The sequence below is a fragment of the Stutzerimonas sp. genome (assembly GCF_982611455.1).
On sequence record NZ_CEXBBO010000001.1, the window covers coordinates 65,965 to 87,998 of the forward strand.

A 22,034-nucleotide genomic window follows, 5' to 3' on the forward strand; every position below is an offset into this window, starting at 1 on the left:
ACGCTCCTCGGCTCAGGTTTGTTTTGCGCTCTGCGGCGCATGCGAGCGGATCAGGGCAACATCGCGACCGGTTGTGCGGCGCCCAGCGGTACGCCGCCGCTTTCGGCGATATGCCGCTCGGAATCGCTTTTCTTCATGAACGCGAGCACTTCACCGCTGGGGTCCTTGATCAGGTAGGCCGTCTTGCCGAACAGCTTCAAACCGGTGAGGTTGTCGTAGACGTAGGTGGCGTTGATCGCGGCGCCGTCGGCCTTGGCCTTCGCCTGGGCGGAGAGCATCTCGGCGGTGTCGTCATAGGCAACGATGCCTTTCTCAGCGAACCAGATCTCGGCAGGCTTGCGACCAGGCGCCCGTGGGGCGGGACTGACCACGCTTTGCACCATCGCGTCGTAGTCGAGGTTCGACGCGGCGTAGGCCTTCTTCAGATAGGAGTCGTCGATCCAGGCGGCGAAATCGAGGTCAGGAATCTGCATTTCCTTCTGCAGCAGCGCGTGGTCGTACTGCATCGCCTTGACCCACTGCGGCTTGATGCTGGCTTCCATGGTCGAGATGCCACCGTCGCTGAAATAGAGGTAGAGCACTTCCTTGTCGACGCCGGTCCACTCGGCCACTCGGGTGGCGGCGCGCATCGGGTCTTCGCTGATCCACTTCTGCGCGGCGAGCGTGGCTTTCAGCACGCCTTCCACGACCTCTGGGTATTGCTGTGCGAATTCCTCACGCACCACGATGCCGTGGAAGGTTGGGATGCCGGCCTCACTGCCGTCATAGATTTTTCGTCCGGTGCCGCGGAATTCCATGATTTCCGACCAGGGGCAAAAATCGGCATGGGCGTCGATCTTGCCAGCGGCGATGTTGGCCGCACCGACAGGCGGGCTCTGATTGACCAGGGTGACCTTGTCCGGCAGGCCGGCGTCGCGAAGCACCTTGAGCGTCATGCCCCAGGCGGCACTGCCAACGGGTGTGGACAGGCTTTTGCCGGCCAGATCCTGAAGACTCTGCACGGACGAAACCGCCGGCACCACGATGCCGTTGCCGGTGCCCTTGAGGTTGTAGCCGGTGACCGCGATGAACCGCGTTTGCTGTTTGCCGGTGGCCTGGAACTTGGCGCCGTTGACGATCAGCGGATAGTCGCCCATGACGCCGAAGTCGAGCTTGCCGGCGAGCATCTGGTTAGTAATCGGCGGGCCGGAATCATAGTCACGGAATTCGATCTGGTAGTCCGCATCCTTGTATTGGCCGGTCGTGGGCAAGTACTGGTCCAGCAGGCCGAGCTTTTCCAGCACGACGCCACCGGAAACGGTGTTAGTGACCATGCTCTGGTGGCCAATGCCAATACGGATCGTCTCCGCCGAGGCTTGGCCGCTGAACAACAGAAACGATCCAAAAAGTGAGGTGGCAAACAGGCTATTCCGGTTGTTCATTGTCTTCACCTTGTCGGTTGAGCAACTTGTACTAACAGGGCATAACGCCTGTCTTTGAAGTTGCACCGGCTGTGCCAGAACGCGACGGAATGAACCTATCCAGTTGTTTTTAGAGTAGTTTTCGCTGTGAGACAGATGGACTGGTAAACGCTGCGTGTACGCTTTGCGCGCTCGTCGATGGTGCGTATTCCTCGGGACGGTCCCAAGGCGGCGCAGCGGTAGATGACGCGCTTAGAACAAGTGGAACAACTCGGAGTATGGGAGCCGCGCGCACGGGTTGGCTGATGCCGGAGTGGCCGCCCGGTCGTTGCGCGGGCGGCGATAAATTCCGCCTGCGCCACGAAATCGAGGTGAAAACAGGGCGTTCCGATGAGTGGCCTGCTAGGCGTCGGCCATCGCGCGAAATTATTTGCGATCCGTAGTAAATAGCCTGTCCTCCGCATCCAGAGCAGTACCCGCACCATGTCCACCCTTACCGAGTTGGCGCAGCAGATCGCGGCGCTTTACCCCCTGCAAGACAAGGCCGCCGGCAAGCGCTATCGCATCGTCAGTCAGCTCGCCGGCATGACCGAGCTCGAAGAGATCAGTGGCGTGCCGCGCTATGTCGATACTTGCCAGCTCAACGACCAGGCGCTGTGGGACCGCGGCGTGCGCGCGGTCAACTGAATCGTTCGCTTCTGCATAGTCGAATCAGCCGGTCTGACAGCAGAACGGCCGCGGCCAAGTGGCCGCTCTGAGGCGCAGGTCTCGTAGCCATGCTTGTATTTGCTGAAGGTCATCCTGCATTCTGCGGCGAAGCCTGACGGCACGACGGTAGAAGTCGGCCTGCCGACCTGAGCGCTGGCTTCGGACGGCGATCGAAAAGGCTGATGGTTTGCTACGGAGACTGGAACGATGATGTACGGGAATCTTCTTGCCGCGCTTAAAGGCGCCCGACCTTTATTGATCGCCGGCTTATTGGCCCTGCCTCTGGTGAGCCAGGCGCAAGCGCTCCTTGATCCGATCGGCTACATCATGAAAGTGCAGGGTGAGGCGACCGTCACCAGTCGCGGGCAGACCATCGATGCACGCGCCGGTCAGGCGGTGGTGCTCGGCGCGGTGCTACGAACCGGCGCGCAAGGCTCGATGGGCGTCACTCTCAGCGATAACACGGTGATGTCCTTCGGTCCCAACAGCGAATTCACGCTCGATGAATATCAATTCGAACCTGCGCGCGAAGAACTAAGGCTGAGTGCACGCATCAGCCGCGGTACGCTGAACTTCATCTCCGGCGTCATCGCCAAGCTCAAGCCCGAAGCGGTCGAGCTGAAAACCCCCACCGGCACCATCGGCGTGCGCGGTACGCATTTCCTGGTGAAGGTCGGCGAGTGAGGCGGATGTTGCGAAACTCATGCGCACTGCTGTGTCTCTTCCTGCTGCTGTCGGGTTGCGTAACGGGTGATTACGTGGTGCTGCTGGAAAGCCCGGACGGCACCACCGGCGCGGTGCTGGTGGAAGATGCCAAAGGCCAGACACGACTTGATCGCAAGCATCAGGGCTTGGCCATCGGTACCAGAGCACTCGGCTCGGGGCCGTTCCATGTCGGCGAGCTGCGCATCGCCCATGACTTCTCCGCGGCACTGGCCGCCCAGCCGTCGCTGCCCCAACGCTTCCAGCTGTATTTCAAGCTCGGCAGTGCGGAACTGACCGAGGAATCGCAGCGGGCCATCGAACAGGTCATCGAGGCGATCCGTCTGCGCGGTCCGTCCGCTGTCTCGGTTATCGGTCATACCGATACGCTCAGTGGTCCGGGCTGGAACGAGCAGCTGGGCTTGATCAGAGCCCAGGCGGTTGCCGATATGCTGAGGAACCGTGCAGTCGAGCTGATCGATCTGACCGTGTCTTCGCATGGTGAGCGCAACCTGTTGATCAAGACGCGCGACGGCGTATCCGAGCCGCGTAACCGCCGGGTCGAGGTCAGCGTGCGCTGATCGGCTTCATTTCTCGGTCATCAGGATGCTTTCGCCGCGCTGGCCGTCGAGCAAGCGCTGCAGCTGGTAGTTGATTAATGCGTCATCCGGCCGCTGGGCGTGCAGCGTTTTGAACGCCTCGACGGCATCCGGATGCTCATCCGCGAGAAGGGCGTAGGCGGCGTCGTAGGCATTATCTGGATTCGTTTCGCAGGGTTCGTAGAGACGGACCGGCTGCTCCTTGCCTTTGAGCACGACGTTGCCGATCGCTCGCATTGGCGCGTTTGGATTGCCCGCGCGGATCGTCTCCGATACGCAAAGCTCCGTACCCAGGTAGCGGTTCAACCCTTCCAGCCGCGCGGCGGTATTCACCGCGTCGCCCAGCGCGCGGTAGTCGAACAGGGTGGCGCCGCCAAAATTGCCGACCACGACTTCACCGCTGTGCACACCGATGCGGGTGCGCCCCAAGGCGATGCCCGCGGCGTTCTGGGCGGCCGTGTGGGCCTGGGTGAAACGGCGGATCTCCAATGCGCAGGCCAGTGCGCGGACTGGGTGATCGGCCTGTATCAGGGGGGCCGAGAAGAGGATTGCCATGCCATCGCCAACAATGCGCTCGAGGGTGCCTTCATGACGGAAGGCGATTTGGATGACGCCTTCCAGATATTCGTTGAGCATGCCGACCACGTGTTCCGGTGATTGACGCTCCATCAGAGTGGTGAAATCGGTGATGTCGGTGAAGACGAAGCTGCAGCAACGGCGCTCGCCGCCGAGTTGCAGTTGCCCGGGATGGCGCACCAGATGTTCGACCAGGTTAGGCGAGATGTAGCGGGAGAAGGCGCTGCGAATCCAGCGTTGTTGGTGCTCACTCGCGCGGTGCCGCGCAAGGCTGGCGCCAAGGTAAGTCAGCGCCAGGCCGATCGAAGGCGTGAGCGCGTCGAACAGTAATCCGTAGCGCGAATAGGCCCACCAGGCGCCAGCATGCAGCGTGGCCAGCAATCCCACGGCGATCCAGGCGCCGGTAAACGCAGCGGTATTCAGGGCTATGCCGCAGAGCAGCAATCCGGCAAGTAACAAGACGAGAGCCTCGACCGGGCTGGCCCAGAAGGGGCGTTGCAGCGGTGTGCCGGTCAGGGCCTGTTCGATGGCCTGAGCATGCACTTGAACGCCGGGTACCATCCCGCCGAGCGGGCTGAAACGCAGGTCCTGCAGACCTTGGGCGGAGCTTCCAATCAGCACGATGCTGCCTTCTAACTGACCGTCTGGTGGGGCTTCTAACAACCGCCAGGCTGGCAGACTCTGCGCGCTCATGTCGGCGCGGTAATGCACCCAGAACTCGCCTCTGCGGTTGGTCGGTAGCGGCAACTGGCCGATACCGACCTGCTCGACCGATCCACTCATCGCCGTTTTGACACGGTACAGGCTCTGGTCAAGATAGACCCGCAGCGCTTCGGCCGTCAGCGAGGGCAGCAGATGCGCACCGACACGGATCATCAATGGCACACGACGCACCACGCCGTCTGCGTCCGGCTGGAAGGTCATGGCACCGCTGCCAACTGCGGCTGCTTCGAGCAGAGATAGTGCGTTGGTGGTTCCTGTGTAGGTGGGGAAATCGGGTGTTTCGGCATCCGCGCGAAGCTGCACACCGAAGCGGCTCAAGGGGGTTGCCTGCGAGTGCGAGCGAGTGGCCGCGAAGCCGAGAACGCTGGGTTGCCGTTCGAGCGCAGCGGCGAACAGCTGATCGTGATCCGGCAGGGTTGCGGCTTGTGCGGCCAGATGGGGAGGTAGTTGCAGCTGTTTAAGCAACTGTTGCGCAGAGCTGCGGTCCGGTTCGGCGAAGAGCACATCGAACACGACCACTGTGGCGCCGGCCTGGCGCAGGCGATCCAGCAGTTCTGCGAGCAGGTCGCGGGGCCAGGGCCATTGGCCGAGGCGCGCAAGGCTGGTCTCGTCGATATCTACCACCCGAACCGGGGTTTGCGTAGGTGCGGGTCGCGGCTGCCAGCGCTGGTATTGATCGAACAGGCTGTTGCGCAAGGTTTGCAGCATCAGCGGTTCGGCCAGATACAGCGCACAAGCGGCCAACAATCCGGCCAGGGCAATAATCAGACGCGGCGCCAGAACGTTGGGCGGTGCCATCAGTCGCGCTCCCTGCAACCGGTCGGGTGGCGGTTAGGCTGAGCGGTCGCGGTTCACTCGAGCACCATGATGGCGTCCATTTCCACCTGTGCCGCCTTCGGCAGCGCGGCGATGCCGATCGCGGCGCGGGCGGGGTAGGGCTGTTGGAAATAGCGGCTCATGACTTCGTTGACCGTGGCGAAGTTGCCCAGGTCAGTGAGAAAGATGTTCAGTTTGACGATGTCTTTCAGCGAACCGCCAGCGGCTTCGGCGACGGCCTTGAGGTTCTCGAACACCTGCACGGTCTGCGCTTCGAAGCCTTCTACCAACTCCATCGTCTTCGGGTCGAGGGGGATCTGTCCGGACATGTAGACGGTGTTGCCGGCTTTGATCGCCTGAGAGTAGGTGCCAATGGCAGCGGGCGCGTTGTCGGTATTGATGACGGTGCGGGGCATGGTAAAACTCCGTTTAGAAGACGATAAAAGCGCTGGGAGGCTGAAGGCTGAACGAATACGCGTCTTTCGTCCAGCTTCGAGCCTCCAGCGCTCTTCTTGGCTTTTAGGCTTTCATCCGCGTGATGCGCATGACGCCTTTGATTGCGCGCAGCTTCTTGATCACACGGGCCAGATGGACGCGGTCATGCACGCTGACCACCAGCTGAACGACGCTGATGCGGCCGTCGCGCTCGTCCATGCCGATCTTCTCGATGTTGCCGTCAGCGGCGTTGACGCTGCCGGCGAGCAGGGCGATCAGGCCCCGCTGGTGTTCCAACTCGACGCGCAGTTCAACGTTGAACTCTCCGGTAACGTCCTTGGACCAGGACAGCTGGATGCACTTGTCCGGGTTGTGGCGGACTTCGCTGATGTTCCGGCAGGTATCCAGATGCACCACTACACCTTTACCGGCGGAAAGGTGACCGACGATCGGATCGCCCGGAATCGGCGTGCAGCATTTTGCGTAGTTGAGTACCAGGCCCTCGGTGCCTCGGATGGCTAGCGGACCCTCGGCGCTTGGCGCTTGCTCGCCTTCGCTGGCCAGCAGGCGTCGCGCGATCACGTAAGCCATGCGGTTGCCCAGGCCGATGTCCTCAAGCAGGTCTTCGACGACTTCCATGTGATATTCGTTGAGCACCGCCCTGATACGCTCCTGGGAGACCTTCTCTAGGCTGGTTTCGAAGCCGGTGAGTACCTTGTTCAACAGGCGCTCGCCAAGATTGATCGACTCCGAGCGGCGTTGCAGCTTCAGCGCGTGGCGAATATGGGTTCGCGCTTTGCCGGTGACCACGAAATTAAGCCAGGCGGGATTCGGTCGCGCTCCGGGAGCAGTGACGATCTCCACGGTGCAGCCGCTTTCCAGTGCCTGCGACAGCGGCGCCAGGCGTCGGTTGACGCGGCAGGCGATGCAGGTGTTGCCGACGTCGGTGTGCACTGCATAAGCGAAGTCCACCGCGGTCGAGCCTTTTGGCAGCTCCATGATGCTGCCCTTGGGCGTGAAGACGTAGACCTCGTCCGGGAACAGATCGATCTTCACGCTCTCGATGAATTCCAGCGAATTGCCGGCGCGCTCCTGCAGCTCCAATACGCCCTTGACCCATTGCCGCGCGCGCGCATGGGTGCCTTTGGACGCTTCTTCGTCATCGGATTTGTACAGCCAGTGCGCTGCGATGCCGTTATTGGCCATCTCTTCCATTTCGCGGGTGCGAATCTGGATCTCGATGGGCACGCCATGCATGCCGAACAGTGTCGTATGCAGCGACTGGTAGCCGTTCGCTTTGGGAATCGCGATGTAGTCCTTGAAACGACCGGGAAGTGGTTTGTAGAGACTGTGCACTGCGCCGAGCACGCGGTAGCAAGTGTCGACTTTGTCGACCACGATGCGAAAGGCATAGACGTCCATGATCTCGTTGAACGCCTTGCGCTTGCCGCGCATCTTTTTATAGATACTGAACAGGTGCTTCTCGCGGCCCACCACCTCACCTTCGAGGCTTTCGCGCTCGAGGCAGTGAATCAGCGACTGCTCGATCTTATCGACGATTTCGTTGCGGTTGCCACGCGCGCGACGGACCGCCGCGCGGATGCGTTCCGAGCGCATCGGGTGCATCGCCTTGAATCCAAGGTCCTCGAATTCCACGCGCATCGCATGCATGCCCAGGCGATTGGCGATGGGGGCGTAGATTTCCAGGGTTTCCTTGGCAATGCGGCGACGCTTTTCGCCGGCCAATACCTCAAGCGTGCGCATGTTGTGCAGGCGGTCGGCAAGCTTGACCAAGATCACGCGGATGTCGCGTGCCATGGCCATGGCCATTTTCTGGAAGTTCTCTGCCTGCGCTTCGGCCTTGGTCTCGAACTTCATCTGGGTCAGCTTGCTGACCCCGTCCACCAGTTCGGCGACCGTCTCGCCGAACTGCGCGGTGAGCGCTTCCTTGGCGATGCCGGTGTCCTCGATGACGTCATGCAGCATCGCGGCCATCAGGCTCTGATGATCCATGTGCATGTCGGCGAGGATGTTGGCTACCGCGAGGGGGTGGGTGACGTAAGCTTCACCGCTACGCCGGCGCTGGCCGTCATGGGCCTGCTCGGCGTAGAAATAGGCACGGCGCACCTGATTGACCTGGTCGGCGCCGAGGTAGGTCGATAGGCGATCGGCAAGGGCGTCTATGGCTGGCAAAGTGTTGCTCCTTGCCGGCGGGGCGCTGTATCTGCAGTTCGACCTCGACCTGGCATTTAGTTAGAGGGCCTCGTTGGACTCTTCCTCGTACTGCACGAACAGCGGCTCATCGTCGACGATGTCGTCTTGTGCGATCACGTCATAATCCACCAGGCCGGATGCAATTTCACGCAGGGCAACTACAGTCGGCTTGTCATTTTCCCAAGCTACCTTGGGCTCTTTGCCGCCCGTGGCCAGCTGACGCGAGCGCTTGGTGGCGAGCATGACCAGCTCGAAGCGGTTATCTACGTTGTCCAGACAGTCTTCAACGGTAACGCGGGCCATGGTGTTCCTCATCAATAGCGGTAAAGCATGCCCAAATGGGCGAGCGGACGGAATAGTCTAAAAAATCACCAGCCAATAGGGAAGCAGTAAAAGTGAAAAGCAGCTGGAAGCAGGAAGCTAGAAGGAAAAGCTCACGGTAGATCGGGCCCCTTCATAGGACGTCATGAGCATATCGCCTACGTTGGCTTCCAGCTTTAAGCCAGCAACTGTTTAAGCAACCCATCGAATCGCTGCTGCTGAGCGCCTTGCAGCAGCTGATTGGCGCGGAAAATCGCCTGCAGGTCGATCAACGCGTGGGCAAAGTCGTCGTTGATCACCAAGTAATCGTATTCGACGTAATGGGTCATTTCGCTGACCGCCTCGCGCATGCGCTTCTGGATCACCTCGTCACTGTCCTGGCCCCGGTTGGTCAGGCGCTGGCGCAGCGCTTCCTGAGTGGGCGGCAGAATGAAAATAGATTTGGCCTGCGGCATCAGCCGACGGACTTGCTGGGCGCCCTGCCAGTCGATTTCCAGAATCAGGTCATAGCCATCTTTCAGGTTCTGTTCGAGCCAGCGCTGCGATGTGCCGTAGAGGTTGCCAAACACCTCGGCGTGTTCGAGGAATTCGCCGTGCCCCAGCCGCTCGAGGAATTCTGCGTGGTCGACAAAGTGGTAGTTGACGCCATCCACCTCGCCCGGGCGCATGGGGCGGGTCGTATGCGAGACCGAGACCCGGGTCTGCGGTTGCGCATCGAGCAGGGCCTTGACCAGGCTGGTCTTGCCGGCGCCGGAAGGAGCGGAAACGATGTAGAGCGTACCGGTGGAGGCTGACATGTGATTCTCTGAACGGTTACTGAATGTAGGCTTGGCGGCTGCGGTTCGAGGCCGATCCGTCATATAGCGCCAAGCGTCGTTGCTATTCGATGTTCTGGACCTGTTCGCGCATCTGTTCGATGAGCACCTTGAGGTTTACCGCCGCCTGGGTGCTACGCGTATCGAACGCTTTGGATCCGAGGGTATTGGCCTCGCGATTGAGCTCCTGCATGAGGAAATCCAGACGACGACCGGCGGCGCCGCCGGACTTCAGTACCCGGCGCACCTCGCTCACGTGTGTCGTCAGGCGATCCAATTCCTCGGCGACGTCGCTCTTCTGCGCCAGCATTACCATCTCCTGCTCGAGACGTTGCGGATCCAAGTCCACGCGCATCTCGGCGCAGCGGTCGAGCACCTTCTGCCGCTGTGCGGCGAGCATTTGCGGCACCTGAGAGCGAAGCGTGGCGGTTTCCTCGGTGATTGCATCGAGGCGCTCGCTGATCAGCCGAGCCAGTTCTTCGCCCTCGCGCTGGCGGCCATTCTTCAGCTCCTCCAGTACCCTGTGGAACAACGTTAAAGCCGCGCTGTTGAGCGCTTGGGGATCGACCGAGTCACCTACCAGTACGCCCGGCCAGGCCAGTATTTCCAATGGGTTGAGTGGCGCTGGTTGCTTGATCAAGGCGGCGACACTTTCCGCTGCGGTAATCAGCTGGCTGGCCCGCTGACTGTCCACCTGCATCGAGCGGCCTGCGACGTCTTCGGCAAATCGCAGCGTGCATTCGATCTTGCCACGCGACAATCCTTTTCGCAGTGCCTCTCGGACAGCACCCTCAAGGTCGCGGAAGGCTTCCGGCAGGCGCAGGTGCGGCTCCAGATAGCGGTGGTTCACCGAGCGGATTTCCCAGCTGAGGGTGCCGTGGTCGCCGGCCTGCTCGGCGCGTGCGAAGGCGGTCATGCTGTGGATCATTGGGTAACCCCTCGGTGCGATGGCGAAAGGCGACGGATTGTAAATCAAAAAGACGCGAAAGGTGCTCGAGGTCGGACGACGAAAAACAACGCGATGGCCAGCCCCCCGGTGCTTGTATGGCTTTTTGCCTCCAGCGCTTTTGTCCATCGGCCGACTGGCCGCGTAATTCTGCACCAAAGCCTCCTATAATGCCGGCACCAGAATCCATGAAGTAGGAAATTTCCCATGAAGCGTCCCAGTGGCCGCGCCGCCGATCAGCTACGTTCGGTCCGCATCACCCGCAACTACACCAAGCATGCCGAGGGCTCGGTATTGGTGGAGTTCGGTGATACCAAGGTGATCTGCACCGCCAGCGTCGAAAATGGCGTGCCGCGTTTCCTCAAGGGGCAGGGCCAGGGTTGGTTGACCGCCGAGTACGGCATGCTGCCGCGCGCCACAGGCGAGCGCAACCAGCGTGAAGCCAGCCGAGGCAAGCAGGGCGGCCGTACCCTGGAAATTCAGCGACTGATCGGGCGCTCGCTACGCGCATCGCTGGACATGAGCAAGCTGGGCGAGAACACCATCTACATCGATTGCGATGTGATTCAGGCTGACGGCGGCACCCGTACCGCCTCGATTACCGGTGCGATGGTGGCGCTGGTCGATGCCTTGAAGTTGCTTAAGAAGCGCGGTGGGCTTAAGGGTGGTGATCCGCTCAAGCAGATGGTCGCGGCTGTTTCAGTGGGTATCTATCAGGGCGAGCCGGTGCTCGACCTGGACTATCTGGAAGATTCGGCAGCCGAAACCGACCTCAACGTGGTCATGACCAGTGCAGGCGGTTTCATCGAGGTGCAGGGCACCGCCGAAGGCGCGCCGTTCCAGCCGGAAGAACTCAACGCCATGCTCGCGTTGGCACAGAGCGGCATGCAGGAATTGTTCGCGCTGCAGCAAGCTGCGCTCGCCGACTGACCCAGAGGAGAACGCCATGTCTGATCAGGAACTGATACCGCAACCTTCACCGCAAGCGCGGCAGTGGGCGATGTTCTGTCACTACTCGGCGTTCTTCTGGTTTTTGGTGCCGATGATCGGCAACGTACTGGGACCACTGATCGTCTGGCAGCTGAAGAAGGACATGGATCCCTTCGTCGATGAACAGGGCAAGGAAGCGCTGAATTTTCAGATCACGTTCAGCATTCTATTGATGATCTGCGGCGTGCTGGCGTGGATCCTGATCGGCTTTCCCCTGATGGCGCTGATCAGTGTGGTAGCGCTGGTGCTGGTAGTAATCGCCGGCATCCGAGCCAATGAAGGCAAGCCTTACCGCTATCCATTCTGCTGGCGGGTCGTCAAGTAGCTACAGGCTACAGGCTGCAGGCAGAAAAGGCCTGGCGGGGTTCTGGGCCTTTGCCGCCACCCTGAGCCGCCTGCCGCCTGCCGCCTGCCGCCTGCCGCCTACAGGCTCAGCGTCCAATCGTAGTCCACAACCAGCGGCGCATGCTGCGAGAATCGTGGCTGCCGAGGAAGGCGCGCGTTGCGTACAAAGCGGCGCATGCCCGAGGTGAGGATCTGGTAGTCGAAGCGCCAGCCCAGGTTGAGCATCTGAGCCTGTTCGGTATCCGGCCACCAGCTGTAAAGATCACCTTCTCGGCTCACTTCACGTAATGCGTCGACATAGCCCATGTTGCCGAAAATTTCGTCGAGCCAGGCGCGCTCCGGTGGTAGGAAGCCGGTGGCTTGCTGGCAGTCGCGCCAGTTCTTCACATCCAGTTTCTGATGCGCGACATACAGCGAGCCGCAATAGAGATATTCACGACGTTTGCGACGCTGCTTGTCGAGGTAATGGGCGAAATCGTCCATGAACTTGAATTTCTGGTTCAGCTCCTCGTCGCTGCCGCGGCCGGTAGGCAGGAGCAGACTGGCGATGCTGACCTTGTCGAAATCGGCCTGCAGGTAGCGGCCGTAGCGATCGGCCGTCTCGAAACCGAGGCCCATGATGACGGCCTTCGGCTGCAGTCTGGAATACAGCGCAACGCCGCCCTGTTCGGGGATTTCGGCATCTACGGTGTAAAGGAAATAGCCATCGAGCTGGTAGGCCGGATCGTCGAGTTCTACTACGGAGGCGCGGGTATCCTGCAGGCAGATGACATCGGCATTCTGCGCTTGCAGCCAGCTGAGTAGACCCCGCTGTGCCGCAGCTTGAATGCCATTCACGTTGACGCTGATGATCCGCATAAATGGCCCCTAAAAACACGTGCGTGTATGATAACCCAAGCTCTTCGCAATTAGCTAAGTCAGTGTCTTCCGGGAATATTCTTCATGCAGGCGTACCAGCGAGACTTCATTCGCTTCGCCATCGAGCGCGGGGTTCTGCGCTTCGGTGAGTTCACTTTGAAATCCGGGCGCACCAGCCCCTACTTCTTCAATGCCGGTCTGTTCAACAGTGGCTCGGCACTGGCTCAGCTAGGGCGCTTCTACGCAGCAGCAGTGGCCGATAGCGGTATCGATTTCGATGTGATCTTCGGCCCTGCCTACAAGGGGATTCCCCTGGCTGCGGCGACAGCGATTTCGCTGGCCGAGCACCACCAGCGCGACTTGCCCTGGTGCTTCAATCGCAAGGAGGCCAAGGATCACGGTGAAGGCGGTACGCTGGTCGGATCGCCGCTCACCGGACGTGTGCTGATTGTCGATGACGTCATTACCGCCGGAACCGCGATTCGCGAGGTGATGCAGATCATCCGTGCGGAAGGTGCTGAGGCCGCCGGTGTTCTTATCGCGCTCAACCGGCAGGAGCGCGGCCAGGGTCAGTTATCGGCCATTCAGGAAGTGGAACGCGACTATGGCGTGCCGGTGGTGAGCATTGTTTCCCTCACGCAGGTGCTGGAATTCCTGGCTCAGGATGAACAACTCAAACGGCACTTGCCGGCGGTTGAGGCTTACCGGGATCAATACGGGATATGAGCAGGGTTTGTTTCGAATAGGTGGCTGAGACAACGCCGCCATCCGCTATTGGGGCGTGATGCTTGAGTCCGATGTCCTGTTTTGCGTCAGCAACTGACGAATAGGGACGGATTCCTTATCTGCATATATTTGCGACGTTTACCGTGCTGCATGTTTTGGGTCTGTGTGGATTGAACGTTCTAAGCTACTCAAAATGACTTTCGCTGAGCGCCGTTGGTTTGACGGCGCCGCGCTTGGTCGCTGCGGTTGATGTTGCCGTACTGCCTGACCCTCTTGTTGGTGTGCTTATTGCTGCTCAAGTCTGGCTGGTTGTATAAGCTGGGCGCTGTCCGAACATAAAAAATAATAGGCGTTTCGAGTGGCTGTACCGAACGCACCGAATTACGGAAGAGGCTGAAGAATGCAGATAGGGAGCAGGGTGCTTTTGCTGTGTGGCTTGTTGGGTGCAATGGCTGCCCAGGCTGACCTGTATCGCTATGTCGACGATAAGGGCGTGGTGGTGCTCGATCGACACGGTGTCCCGCCCCAGCATATCGGCAAGGGCTATGAAGTGCTCAATGACCAAGGGCGGGTCACTCGAGTGGTGCCGCCAGCGCCGACGGCCGAAGAGCGCCAACGTTTGCTCGAAGCCAAGGCTCGCGCCGGGTCGGATGCGCAATTGCTGCGTCTGTATGCCAGCGTCAAGGATGTCGAGCGAGCCCAGGCGAGAAAGCTGTCGGAGCTGGACAGCGTAATCGGCATCACACGCGGCAATTTGCAGGCGCTGCGCACCCAGCAAGCCAATCTGCAAAGTCAGGCGGCGGGGCATGAGCGTGCCGGTCGCCAAGTGCCCCAACAGTTGCTGACGCAGATCGACAACCTCAACAAGGAGCAGGCCAGCCTGCGGCGCGATATCGAGCGTTACAAGCAGGCCCGCAATAAAGCCGAGGTTAGTTTTGGCAAAGAGCGAGAGCGAGTCGCCGAGCTGCTCGGCCAGTCCCAATAGGCAGACCTGCAAAAAGAAGCCCAGCTCTTCAAGTGGAAGGCTGGGCTTCTTCAGTTATGAACCGGAGTTTACTTGCGGTTGGTGATCAGGGTGCCGACGCCGATGTCGGTGAAAATCTCCAGCAACACCGCGTTGGGCACGCGGCCGTCGATGATGTGGGCGCTATGCACGCCACCCTGTACCGCTTCCAATGCGCAGCGAATCTTTGGCAGCATGCCGCCGTAAATGGTGCCATCGGCGATCAGCTCATCGACTTGCGCCGTGGTCAGCCCTGTGAGCACATGGCCCTGCTTGTCCATCAGGCCGGCAATGTTGGTCAGCAGCATTAGCTTCTCGGATCTCAGCGCCTCGGCAACCTTGCCTGCCACCAGATCGGCATTGATGTTGTAAGACTCGCCATCCGGGCCCACGCCAATCGGTGCGATGACCGGAATGAAGTTGCCACGAACCAGCATCTCCAGTAGTTCGGTGTTGATTCCGGTGACTTCGCCGACCTGGCCGATATCGATGATTTCCGGTGAGCTCATCTCTGCTGTCTGGCGGCTGGCCTTGAGCTTCTTGGCGCGGATCAGTTTGGCATCTTTGCCGGTCAGGCCGATGGCGCTGCCGCCGTGCTGGTTGATCAGGCTGACGATGCTCTTGTTGACCTGACCACCGAGGACCATCTCCACCACGTCCATGGTCTGGCTGTCGGTCACCCGCATGCCGTCGATGAACTGGCTTTCGATATTCAGGCGCTTGAGCAGATCGCCGATTTGCGGGCCGCCGCCGTGAACCACCACAGGGTTTATGCCCACTGCTTTCATCAGCACGATGTCGCGGGCGAAGCCGGTCTTCAGCTCCTCGCTTTCCATCGCGTTGCCGCCGTATTTGATGACCAGTGTCTTACCAACGAACCGGCGAATATAGGGCAGCGCTTCGGACAGAACCTGGGCGAATTGGGTGGCGGCTTCACGGCTGAGGGTCATGCAGGGCTCCGCAAATCAGATCAGAACGGCAGGGTGAGGTCTGGCGCGACAGTATAAAGCTGTGCGCGGAAGACTTCTTGTATGCGCTTGAGCTCGTCTTCGCTTTCCGCCTCGAAACGCAGCACCAGAACTGGCGTGGTGTTGGACGCGCGCACCAGGCCCCAGCCCTTCGGATAGTCGACACGAACGCCATCGAGCGTGGTGATATTGGCCTCGCCCCACTGAGCGTCACGGTGCAGTGCTTCGATGATGGTGAACTTGCTTTCCTCGGTGACCTTGATGTTGATTTCCGGTGTGGAAATGTCGTTCGGGAAGGCGGCAAAGACCTGCTCGGCAGGGCGCTTGTCCTGGCTGAGAATTTCCAGCAGGCGGACGGCGCTGTAAATACCATCGTCGAAGCCGTACCAGCGCTCCTTGAAGAAGATGTGTCCGCTCATCTCGCCGGCCAACAGTGCGCCAGTTTCTTTCATCTTCTTCTTGATTAATGAGTGACCGGTCTTCCACATCACCGGGCGTCCACCATAGCCACTGATCAATGGGGTCAGGCGGCGCGTGCATTTGACGTCGAAGATGATGTCTGCACCCGGATTGCGTGAAACCACGTCCTTGGCGAATAGCATCAGCAGACGGTCGGGATACACCACGGTGCCTGCATTGGTCACTACTCCGACACGGTCGCCGTCACCGTCGAAGGCCAGGCCCAGATCGGCATTTTCGGACTTGACCTTGGCAATCAGGTCTTCGAGGTTTTCCAGCTTGCCCGGGTCCGGGTGATGATTGGGGAAGTTGCCATCGACATCGCAGAACAACGGGATGACTTTGCAGCCCAGCGATTCGATCAGTTGCGGGGCGATGACGCCAGCGACGCCGTTGCCGCAGTCGACTACTACCTTGAGCGGTTTGGCTAGCGCGATGTCGTCGCGGATTCGCTTGAAGTAACTTTCCAGTACGTCGACCTGCTCGGCCTGACCGATGCCCTCTGCGAGGTCGCCAGTCTCGATGCGCTGGCGCAACGCCTGAATCTGCTCATTGGCCAAGGTGTCGCCGGCAATGACGATCTTGAAGCCGTTGTAGTCCGGCGGGTTGTGACTGCCCGTCAGCATCACGCCGGATTTGCCGGCCAGAACGTTGGCCGCATAGTAGAGCACCGGGGTCGGTACCATGCCGACGTCGCTAACACTGCAGCCGCTGTCAACCAGGCCCTGGATCAGGTGCTGGACCAGTTCCGGCCCGGACAGGCGACCATCGCGGCCGACCGAGACATTCGGTTCGCCCTGGGCGAGGCTCTCGGAGCCGACTGCGCGTCCAATCCAATAGGCGGTTTCGTTGGTCAAGGTATCGCCGACTACGCCACGGATGTCGTAAGCGCGGAAAATGCTGGCGGGCAATTGCGGGGCTTTGGGTGCGCTCATTGCGGTTTCTCGCTCCTTGGTATCGAGGCCAAGCCAGTCCTGGTCCTCGTCGAGAATGTCGATGTCGAGAATATCGGTGTCCTGGAACAAGGGATCGACGTACTCGGCGGATTGGGTTTGCCGTACAGCTGGCTGTGGCGTGGCCGGCGCTTTGGCCGCGGCCATCCCGGCGGTGCGGAGCGGCAGACGGACCAGGCTCTTGGCCAGCGCATTAAGCGCTGGCAGGCTCAAAGCCGGTGTTTTGATGGTCTTGCCGTTGGAGAGTTCCTGCACCATCTGACCCAAGTGCATGACATCTTCGCGAAGCCGCCGCTGCTGGGCGCTGAGCACCAGTTGCAAACCGAGCAGAAGACCGCAAAGTGCTGCCAGCGCCGCGGCGAGCAACAGAAGCGGTGACGGTGTCGCGGCGTCCAAGCTCGCGCCGGGCAGAAAACTGAGTTTCCAGTTCGGGTTACCGCTGGGCAGCGTTATCGTCTTGCTTTCCACTCCCGCGCCGCCCCGTTGTGTGAGCAACTGCGCGGGCGCGCTATTGAATTGCTGAACCAGGCGTAGCTGGCCGGCCTCGGCGGGCAGCTTTGGAAGTGTGGCCAGGAAGCGCTCCAGACTGGTGACCAGCAGCAGCGTGCCCTCGGCCGGCTGTTGCGGGGCCGAGCGTAGCGCGACGGCGCTGTAGAGCAGCCAGCGATTGCCGACCTTGAACGCTTCGGGCGCTGGGGGCTGGCCGTTTTCAGCACGTTGCAACAGGTCCAGCGCGGCGAAGTTCAGCGGTCCGGGACGGTCCGGGTTCTGCTGGGCCTGGCCGCGCAGACTGAGATGTGCATCGACTACGCCGTCGCGGTAGCCGAGCTCACGTTCAGCGGCACGTATCCGCTCGGGTTGTTCGCTGCGCAAAGCTTCGAGAAGTTGGGGGTCGCTGGCCGCCGCGCGGGTGTTTTCAGCGAGTTGACGAAGGGCCTGCTCGACCGCCGAGGCCTGGCTTTGACCCCAGGCCTGTACCAGCTCGGATGCATGCTGCTGCTGGCTGGCTTGGAGCGCGGTCCAGAGCAGAGCGCCAGCGATGGCGAGGCCCAGCAAGCCTGGCAGCAGCCCCGGCATCAGGGTTTTGAGTCCGACGCTACGGCGTGCCGGGGATGATGTAGTGTCGGCGGGATTGAGTACGCCGGTGTCCTTGGCGGTGCGCTTGAAGAGTTTCATGGAGCTCCTCGGATCGTCCTGAAAGGCGGGTCTGATTCAGTGGCTACCGGAGTGACCGAAGCCGCCCGCGCCGCGGTCGCTGCTATCGAAGTCGTTCACCAGTTCGAACTGTGCCTGGATCACCGGCACCAGCATCAGCTGCGCGATCCGTTCGCCAACCGCGATCTCGAATCGGGTCTGGCCGCGGTTCCAGCAAGAAACCATCAGCTCGCCTTGGTAGTCGGAGTCGATCAGGCCGACCAGGTTGCCCAGCACGATGCCGTGCTTGTGACCGAGCCCTGAACGTGGCAGCACCAGCGCCGCGAGATTCGGGTCGGCGATATGGATCGACAGTCCGGTGGGGATCAGTAGGGTCTGGCCCGGTTCGAGGGTGGCGTCGGCCGGCAGCATGGCGCGCAGATCGAGGCCGGCGGAACCACTTGTGGCATAGGCGGGCAGGGGAAAATCCCGGCCAAGGCGTGGGTCGAGAATCTTTGCTTGGAGTTTGTGCATGATCAGGCCTGATGAAAACGGTCGGCGATGAAGGCGATCAGCTGACGGGCGATATGCCCTTTGCTGGCCTGGCTGAAGCGGGTTTCGTGCTGCTGACGGTCGATGACCGTGACAGCATTTTCTTCGCTGTTGAAGCCGATGCTGGGGTTGGCAACGTCGTTGGCGACGATAAGGTCGAGATTCTTGTCACGCAGCTTGCGCGTGGCGTATTCCAGCAAGTTTTCGGTTTCGGCGGCGAAGCCGACGCTGAACGGGCGGTCTTCGCGTCCGGCCAGCGTGGCGAGAATATCGGGATTGCGGACCATCTGCAGAAGCAAGCCATCACCTTTGGTGGGGTCTTTCTTCAACTTATGCGGCGCGACCACTTCCGGCCGATAGTCCGCAACGGCGGCGGCTGCGATGAACAGGTCACAGGGCATCGCCGCTTCGCACGCGGCGAGCATGTCGCGGGCGCTGACTACATCGATTCGCTGGACCCTGTCGGGCGTCGGTAGAAACACCGGGCCGGCCACCAGCGTCACGCGAGCGCCGGCTTCGGCGGCGGCTTCGGCCAAGGCGAAGCCCATCTTGCCGGAGCTGTGGTTGGTGATATAGCGCACCGGATCGATGTTTTCTTGAGTCGGACCGGCGGTGATCAACAAGTGCTGGCCGGTTAGCAGGCGGCGCTCGAAGCAGTCGGCGGCGGCCTGGGCCAGATCATCCGCTTCCATCATCCGGCCCATGCCGACGTCGCCACAGGCCTGGCTGCCTGCCGCAGGACCGAACATGCGGATGCCTCTTTGCTGCAGCAGCGCGTGGTTCGCCTGAGTCGCCGGGTCGGCCCACATTGCCTGGTTCATCGCCGGTGCCAGCGCGACCGGCGCGTTGGTGGCCAGCACCAGCGTGGTCAGTAAGTCATTGGCGATGCCTTGGGCCAGGCGCGCCATGAGATCCGCAGTGGCGGGTGCGACCAGAATCAAGTCGGCCCAGCGCGCCAGCTCGATATGGCCCATGGCCGCCTCGGCCGCAGGGTCGAGCAGATCCAGATGAACCGGGTGACCGGAAAGCGCCTGAAGCGTCAACGGGGTGATGAATTCGCGCCCGCCGCTGGTCATCACGACACGCACTTCGGCGCCCTGATCGCGGAGCCGGCGAACCAGCTCGGCACTCTTGTAAGCGGCAATGCCGCCGCCGACGCCCAGGACGATGCGTTTACGATAAAGCCGCTGCATAGGCCTGCCTTGTTACGGGTGAGAACTGGTTCCGGCAGGGGCCGGTCGCCGTGGATAAAAGGCCGTTAAGATAGCACAGCGCCCACACGGAGTAGGGCGTTCGCTCGACATGGAGGTGACATGAGCATTCGTGACTGGCCCGCGGCGGAACGTCCGCGGGAAAAGCTTCTGGAGCAGGGCGCGGCGGCTCTGTCCGACGCGGAATTGCTGGCAATTTTTCTGCGCACCGGGGTCGCCGGCAAGAGTGCGGTGGATCTCGCTAGATACTTGCTCAGCGAGTTCGGCAGCCTGCGCGCGCTGCTCGAAAGCGATCTCGAACAGTTCAGCGGTCATCTAGGCCTGGGACCCGCCAAGTTCGCCCAATTGCAGGCGGTGCTGGAAATGGCCAGGCGGCATCTGGCCGAGCGCATTCGCCGCGATTCCGCACTGGAAAGCCCGCAGGCGGTACGCGATTACCTGAAGGCACGGCTGCGACATGAGCCGCATGAGCTCTTCGCCTGCCTGTTTCTCGATTCGAAGCATCGCGTGCTGGCCTTCGAAGTGTTGTTCCAAGGCACCATCGACGGCGCCAGTGTCTATCCGCGGCAGGTGGTCAAACGTGCGCTGGCACAGAACGCGGCGGCTGTCATCCTGACCCATAACCATCCCTCAGGCGTCGCCGAGCCGAGCCAGGCCGATCGGCAGCTGACCCGCAAGCTCACCGACGCATTGGCGCTGATCGACGTGCGGGTGCTCGATCACTTCATTGTTGGTGATGGCGAGCCGCTGTCCATGGCCGAATACGGCTGGATGTGAGCCGCGCTGCTCATGCCAACAGCGGTACCAGCAGCAGCGGTAGCAATACGCTAAGCACGAACCGGCCGTTCCAGCCGACGGCGATGCGCCAAGGTGACAGCTGGGCGTGGCGAGCCAGTAGAAGGGCTGAGGGCCCATAGGGCGAGAGCAGCATCGCCAGAGAGAAGCCGAACAGCAGCGCCACCGCCGGCTGCATCACCGCCACGCCCTGGCTCGCCAACTGTGCCAGCAAGGCCGCGCAGATGTTCAGCGAGATCAGCGGTGCAACGCCCAGCAGCGCCAGCGCCATGATTGCCAGCGTACCGAACGCACCCAGCCCGAACAGCACAAGGGGAGTGGCACCCAGATGATCGGACAGGTGATGCACCGGCAACACCGCGGCGACCAGCCCGGCCAGCAATGCCGAACTGGCGAAGATAAAGGTCTCGTTACGCATGCCAACGAGGGTGTCGCTGACCTCGCTGAACACCTGGTGTGGCGCAACCCGCTGCCAGAGCAGGATCGTGATCACGGCGAGCGGCACCAGCAGCATCGCTGCCTGAGTGGCGGAAAGCCAGGTCAATGCGGCTAACATGGCGATCAGCACGATACCGATCAAGCTGCCAAGAAGCAGGCCGCGAAAGCTCCCACTCGTCTGCTCGGAACGTGTCTGAGCTTCGGAAATAGAAGGGGTGGCCAGTTGCTGCAAGCGGCGATTCTCCGCTGGCCAGCCGAACAGCAATAAGAGCACGCCGCCGAGCAGCCCGAAGGGCAATAGCGCGCTCCAGCTCATACCCGGTATTTCGCGAGTGAGAATGGCCACCGCGACGCTGGTCGGCGCTAGCAGAGGCACAAGCGCGAAACCGCGCAGCGAGGTAACCATGACACCGCGTCGACCTTCGCGACGCTGGGTGTCGTTATAAGAGCGGCGTTCGAGATGGCGTTCCAACGAACCGCAGATCAGATTGAGCATGCCGAAGCTGAGGATCGAACTGATCGCGAAGGTGCTCATCAGATAGCCGGGATAAAGCCACGCACGTGGCCCTGCCAGCAACAGCCGATGCAGCTCGCTGAGTTGATGCAGTCGCTTGACCAGGCAATGCATCAAGCCCAATGCGCCGATGAACGCGGCGTAGTACGCCGCCGAAGACAACATGCGTGCAGCCTGTTGCCAATTAGCTTCACCGGACAGCAGCCAGTAGCCGAGCAATGCCAGGGTGACGACACCGAGCCGGCGCGGGTAAGGCATCAGCGAACGCCAGTGCCAGACGAAAAAAATTGCCAGCAGAGCACCGCTAACGACACTCAACAGCTGCAGCCGGGTCATCAGGGCCAGTAGCTCGAAGAGCAGTGCCAGCGGCAGTAGTGCGGTCATCAGGCCGGCAGCTCGCGGCGCAGGGCGCCACGTTTGAAAACGCCCTCACCGAATGCGACCAGTCGATCATCCTCATCCAGCAGATCGCAGCTGGCCATGAATACCTTGTGCCCAGCAGAGCGGCATGTGGCCACCGCTCTGATTCGGCTGCCAACGGCGGCTGGTGCGCTGAAGTTGATATTCATCGACAGCGTCAACGCGACCCTGCGTTCTGCCGGGTCTGCTTCCCAAGTACCGCACAGGCCCATGGCGACATCCATCATCGTCGCCATGACACCACCGTGCATGTTGCTAGCATTGTTCAGATGCCGGGGCAGCAGCTCCAGCGCAAGAGCGGCGTGGCCCGGGCCGTAAGCCAGCAGCTCGCAGCCGATGCCCTGAAAGAAGCCGGTAACGGAGGCTTGGATCTGTTGCAGCAGGGCGGGGGAATAATCGGACGTATGCATGGC

22 protein-coding genes are annotated in these 22,034 nt (G+C 61.2%); 8 read left to right on the forward strand and 14 right to left on the reverse strand.

All coding sequences use genetic code 11. The features are described from left to right. Positions 1-50 precede the first annotated feature (50 nt). Positions 51-1,421, reverse strand: a complete 1,371-nt coding sequence (locus AC2LD7_RS00345; protein ID WP_484595870.1) for an ABC transporter substrate-binding protein — start codon at positions 1,419-1,421, stop codon at positions 51-53. A 462-nt stretch (positions 1,422-1,883) separates the two neighbouring features. On the opposite strand from AC2LD7_RS00345, the gene AC2LD7_RS00350 reads away from it, so the two are divergent. The 3 genes from AC2LD7_RS00350 (at position 1,884) to AC2LD7_RS00360 (ending at position 3,391) form a co-directional block, all read left to right on the forward strand. Then, on the forward strand, positions 1,884-2,087 hold the full coding sequence (locus AC2LD7_RS00350; RefSeq protein ID WP_484595871.1) for a hypothetical protein: 204 nt from the start codon (positions 1,884-1,886) through the stop codon (positions 2,085-2,087). Positions 2,088-2,315: 228 nt separating this feature from the next. Beyond that, the gene (locus AC2LD7_RS00355) at positions 2,316-2,792 is read left to right on the forward strand and encodes a FecR family protein (protein ID WP_484595872.1); all 477 of its coding nucleotides are present in this window, start codon (positions 2,316-2,318) and stop codon (positions 2,790-2,792) included. Positions 2,793-2,797: 5 nt separating this feature from the next. Then, entirely contained in the window at positions 2,798-3,391 is a 594-nt protein-coding gene (locus AC2LD7_RS00360) for an OmpA family protein (protein ID WP_484595873.1), read from the forward strand. A 6-nt stretch (positions 3,392-3,397) separates the two neighbouring features. Here AC2LD7_RS00360 and AC2LD7_RS00365 read toward each other — a convergent pair whose 3' ends face one another. The 6 genes from AC2LD7_RS00365 to AC2LD7_RS00390 form a co-directional block, all read right to left on the reverse strand. Continuing rightward, a complete protein-coding gene (locus AC2LD7_RS00365; RefSeq protein ID WP_484595874.1) occupies positions 3,398-5,506 on the reverse strand; it encodes a CHASE2 domain-containing protein in 2,109 nt (702 codons plus the stop codon). A gap of 53 nt (positions 5,507-5,559) precedes the next feature. Then, positions 5,560-5,940, reverse strand: a complete 381-nt coding sequence (locus AC2LD7_RS00370; protein WP_484595875.1) for a RidA family protein — start codon at positions 5,938-5,940, stop codon at positions 5,560-5,562. 103 nt (positions 5,941-6,043) lie between these two features. Next, on the reverse strand, positions 6,044-8,152 hold the full coding sequence (gene spoT / locus AC2LD7_RS00375) for a bifunctional GTP diphosphokinase/guanosine-3',5'-bis pyrophosphate 3'-pyrophosphohydrolase (protein ID WP_484595876.1): 2,109 nt from the start codon (positions 8,150-8,152) through the stop codon (positions 6,044-6,046). A 60-nt stretch (positions 8,153-8,212) separates the two neighbouring features. Further along, on the reverse strand, positions 8,213-8,476 hold the full coding sequence (gene rpoZ / locus AC2LD7_RS00380; protein WP_025240123.1) for a DNA-directed RNA polymerase subunit omega: 264 nt from the start codon (positions 8,474-8,476) through the stop codon (positions 8,213-8,215). Between the two features lie 194 nt (positions 8,477-8,670). After that, positions 8,671-9,291 carry a guanylate kinase gene (gene gmk, locus AC2LD7_RS00385; protein ID WP_484595877.1) on the reverse strand — a complete coding sequence of 207 codons (621 nt, stop codon included), beginning with the start codon at positions 9,289-9,291 and terminating at the stop codon, positions 8,671-8,673. Between the two features lie 82 nt (positions 9,292-9,373). Further along, a complete protein-coding gene (locus tag AC2LD7_RS00390) occupies positions 9,374-10,237 on the reverse strand; it encodes a YicC/YloC family endoribonuclease (protein WP_484595878.1) in 864 nt (287 codons plus the stop codon). 225 nt (positions 10,238-10,462) lie between these two features. On the opposite strand from AC2LD7_RS00390, the gene rph reads away from it, so the two are divergent. Continuing rightward, positions 10,463-11,185: a ribonuclease PH gene (gene rph / locus AC2LD7_RS00395; RefSeq protein WP_484595879.1), complete on the forward strand. Its 723-nt coding sequence runs from the start codon at positions 10,463-10,465 to the stop codon at positions 11,183-11,185. A 16-nt stretch (positions 11,186-11,201) separates the two neighbouring features. After that, positions 11,202-11,570 (forward strand): DUF4870 domain-containing protein, encoded by a 369-nt coding sequence (locus AC2LD7_RS00400; RefSeq protein WP_484595880.1) that lies wholly within the window; start codon positions 11,202-11,204, stop codon positions 11,568-11,570. 98 nt (positions 11,571-11,668) lie between these two features. On the opposite strand, the gene AC2LD7_RS00405 is transcribed toward AC2LD7_RS00400, so the two are convergent. Then, positions 11,669-12,448 carry an exodeoxyribonuclease III gene (locus AC2LD7_RS00405; RefSeq protein WP_484595881.1) on the reverse strand — a complete coding sequence of 260 codons (780 nt, stop codon included), beginning with the start codon at positions 12,446-12,448 and terminating at the stop codon, positions 11,669-11,671. Positions 12,449-12,532: 84 nt separating this feature from the next. On the opposite strand from AC2LD7_RS00405, the gene pyrE reads away from it, so the two are divergent. Together pyrE and AC2LD7_RS00415 are read left to right on the forward strand one after the other, a co-directional pair. Beyond that, positions 12,533-13,174 carry an orotate phosphoribosyltransferase gene (gene pyrE, locus AC2LD7_RS00410; RefSeq protein WP_484595882.1) on the forward strand — a complete coding sequence of 214 codons (642 nt, stop codon included), beginning with the start codon at positions 12,533-12,535 and terminating at the stop codon, positions 13,172-13,174. Between the two features lie 400 nt (positions 13,175-13,574). Further along, complete coding sequence (locus AC2LD7_RS00415) at positions 13,575-14,159, forward strand: DUF4124 domain-containing protein (protein WP_484595883.1); 585 nt, start codon at positions 13,575-13,577, stop codon at positions 14,157-14,159. Between the two features lie 68 nt (positions 14,160-14,227). Here AC2LD7_RS00415 and argB read toward each other — a convergent pair whose 3' ends face one another. The 4 genes from argB to coaBC form a co-directional block, all read right to left on the reverse strand. Next, positions 14,228-15,127, reverse strand: a complete 900-nt coding sequence (argB, locus tag AC2LD7_RS00420) for an acetylglutamate kinase (RefSeq protein WP_484595884.1) — start codon at positions 15,125-15,127, stop codon at positions 14,228-14,230. Between the two features lie 20 nt (positions 15,128-15,147). Further along, positions 15,148-16,539, reverse strand: a complete 1,392-nt coding sequence (gene algC, locus AC2LD7_RS00425) for a phosphomannomutase/phosphoglucomutase (protein ID WP_484596040.1) — start codon at positions 16,537-16,539, stop codon at positions 15,148-15,150. A 1,230-nt stretch (positions 16,540-17,769) separates the two neighbouring features. Beyond that, the gene (gene dut / locus AC2LD7_RS00430; protein WP_484595885.1) at positions 17,770-18,225 is read right to left on the reverse strand and encodes a dUTP diphosphatase; all 456 of its coding nucleotides are present in this window, start codon (positions 18,223-18,225) and stop codon (positions 17,770-17,772) included. Between the two features lie 2 nt (positions 18,226-18,227). Further along, positions 18,228-19,436: a bifunctional phosphopantothenoylcysteine decarboxylase/phosphopantothenate--cysteine ligase CoaBC gene (coaBC, locus tag AC2LD7_RS00435; RefSeq protein ID WP_484595886.1), complete on the reverse strand. Its 1,209-nt coding sequence runs from the start codon at positions 19,434-19,436 to the stop codon at positions 18,228-18,230. A gap of 120 nt (positions 19,437-19,556) precedes the next feature. Here coaBC and radC point away from each other — a divergent pair, with 120 nt between their 5' ends. Then, positions 19,557-20,231 (forward strand): RadC family protein, encoded by a 675-nt coding sequence (gene radC, locus AC2LD7_RS00440; protein ID WP_484595887.1) that lies wholly within the window; start codon positions 19,557-19,559, stop codon positions 20,229-20,231. Positions 20,232-20,241: 10 nt separating this feature from the next. Here the strand turns inward: radC and AC2LD7_RS00445 are convergent, their stop codons facing one another. Beyond that, positions 20,242-21,585: a hypothetical protein gene (locus AC2LD7_RS00445; protein ID WP_484595888.1), complete on the reverse strand. Its 1,344-nt coding sequence runs from the start codon at positions 21,583-21,585 to the stop codon at positions 20,242-20,244. Continuing rightward, positions 21,585-22,031, reverse strand: a complete 447-nt coding sequence (locus AC2LD7_RS00450) for a PaaI family thioesterase (protein ID WP_484595889.1) — start codon at positions 22,029-22,031, stop codon at positions 21,585-21,587. The genes AC2LD7_RS00445 and AC2LD7_RS00450 overlap by 1 nt, the downstream gene beginning before the upstream one ends. Positions 22,032-22,034 lie beyond the last annotated feature (3 nt).

Bases quoted from the DNA above. Each gene is read 5' to 3' on its own strand.
- AC2LD7_RS00400 (WP_484595880.1), top strand. From the start codon at position 11,202: ATGTCTGATCAGGAACTGATACCGCAACCTTCACCGCAAGCGCGGCAG.
- AC2LD7_RS00405 (WP_484595881.1), bottom strand. From the start codon at position 12,448: ATGCGGATCATCAGCGTCAACGTGAATGGCATTCAAGCTGCGGCACAG.
- algC (WP_484596040.1), bottom strand. From the start codon at position 16,539: ATGAGCGCACCCAAAGCCCCGCAATTGCCCGCCAGCATTTTCCGCGCT.
- AC2LD7_RS00450 (WP_484595889.1), bottom strand. From the start codon at position 22,031: ATGCATACGTCCGATTATTCCCCCGCCCTGCTGCAACAGATCCAAGCC.
- coaBC (WP_484595886.1), bottom strand. From the start codon at position 19,436: ATGCAGCGGCTTTATCGTAAACGCATCGTCCTGGGCGTCGGCGGCGGC.
- AC2LD7_RS00355 (WP_484595872.1), top strand. From the start codon at position 2,316: ATGATGTACGGGAATCTTCTTGCCGCGCTTAAAGGCGCCCGACCTTTA.
- AC2LD7_RS00415 (WP_484595883.1), top strand. From the start codon at position 13,575: ATGCAGATAGGGAGCAGGGTGCTTTTGCTGTGTGGCTTGTTGGGTGCA.
- AC2LD7_RS00365 (WP_484595874.1), bottom strand. From the start codon at position 5,506: ATGGCACCGCCCAACGTTCTGGCGCCGCGTCTGATTATTGCCCTGGCC.
- AC2LD7_RS00445 (WP_484595888.1), bottom strand. From the start codon at position 21,585: ATGACCGCACTACTGCCGCTGGCACTGCTCTTCGAGCTACTGGCCCTG.
- AC2LD7_RS00350 (WP_484595871.1), top strand. From the start codon at position 1,884: ATGTCCACCCTTACCGAGTTGGCGCAGCAGATCGCGGCGCTTTACCCC.
- AC2LD7_RS00390 (WP_484595878.1), bottom strand. From the start codon at position 10,237: ATGATCCACAGCATGACCGCCTTCGCACGCGCCGAGCAGGCCGGCGAC.
- argB (WP_484595884.1), bottom strand. From the start codon at position 15,127: ATGACCCTCAGCCGTGAAGCCGCCACCCAATTCGCCCAGGTTCTGTCC.
- rpoZ (WP_025240123.1), bottom strand. From the start codon at position 8,476: ATGGCCCGCGTTACCGTTGAAGACTGTCTGGACAACGTAGATAACCGC.
- pyrE (WP_484595882.1), top strand. From the start codon at position 12,533: ATGCAGGCGTACCAGCGAGACTTCATTCGCTTCGCCATCGAGCGCGGG.
- rph (WP_484595879.1), top strand. From the start codon at position 10,463: ATGAAGCGTCCCAGTGGCCGCGCCGCCGATCAGCTACGTTCGGTCCGC.
- AC2LD7_RS00345 (WP_484595870.1), bottom strand. From the start codon at position 1,421: ATGAACAACCGGAATAGCCTGTTTGCCACCTCACTTTTTGGATCGTTT.
- radC (WP_484595887.1), top strand. From the start codon at position 19,557: ATGAGCATTCGTGACTGGCCCGCGGCGGAACGTCCGCGGGAAAAGCTT.
- gmk (WP_484595877.1), bottom strand. From the start codon at position 9,291: ATGTCAGCCTCCACCGGTACGCTCTACATCGTTTCCGCTCCTTCCGGC.
- AC2LD7_RS00360 (WP_484595873.1), top strand. From the start codon at position 2,798: ATGTTGCGAAACTCATGCGCACTGCTGTGTCTCTTCCTGCTGCTGTCG.
- AC2LD7_RS00370 (WP_484595875.1), bottom strand. From the start codon at position 5,940: ATGCCCCGCACCGTCATCAATACCGACAACGCGCCCGCTGCCATTGGC.
- dut (WP_484595885.1), bottom strand. From the start codon at position 18,225: ATGCACAAACTCCAAGCAAAGATTCTCGACCCACGCCTTGGCCGGGAT.